At 59.6% G+C, this 463-nt stretch carries 1 pseudogene; it reads left to right on the top strand.

From position 1 onward, the window contains the following. Positions 1-193: pseudogene (locus FDW84_RS19440) on the top strand (hypothetical protein); the annotation flags it as partial. Between the last annotated feature and the right edge of the window lie 270 nt (positions 194-463).

Raw genomic sequence — 463 nt, 5'->3', positions numbered from 1 at the left:
AAGTCTCGGCACCCTTGGCGCGACTACCACCAACACCAACTACAACATCACGCTGACCGCCAGCAGCCTCGCAAGCGAGCCCGGCCAGCACCTCTCACTCGGCCTGGATGCCAACAGCAGCGACGGCCTGGACCTCAACTCCAAGGAGGCCGGCAGCACCGGCGCACCCAAGCTCGTGCTAACGGTGAAGTAGGGGACACCGTCGACACAACCGACTTCGTCCACGATAAGCAAAACGATCCGATCGACAGCATTTAGGCAATTGACAATCAGTTAGACAGGGGACAAACCATGCACAACAAGCAGACCAAGACCAACGCACTCCAGTTCGACATCCACGGCCGCGTCACCATCAGTGTGGACGGACAGTCTCCGGCGGCACACCAGCTCAAGACCATGTTGGCGTGTTTCGCCACCGACATTGAACGGCCTGCACAGATTGTGGTGGATGACCGGCCGGAGC

The organism is Pseudarthrobacter sp. NamE5 (genome assembly GCF_005796225.1).
Classification (GTDB): domain Bacteria; phylum Actinomycetota; class Actinomycetes; order Actinomycetales; family Micrococcaceae; genus Arthrobacter.
This window is presented reverse-complemented; position numbering and strand designations above follow the sequence as displayed.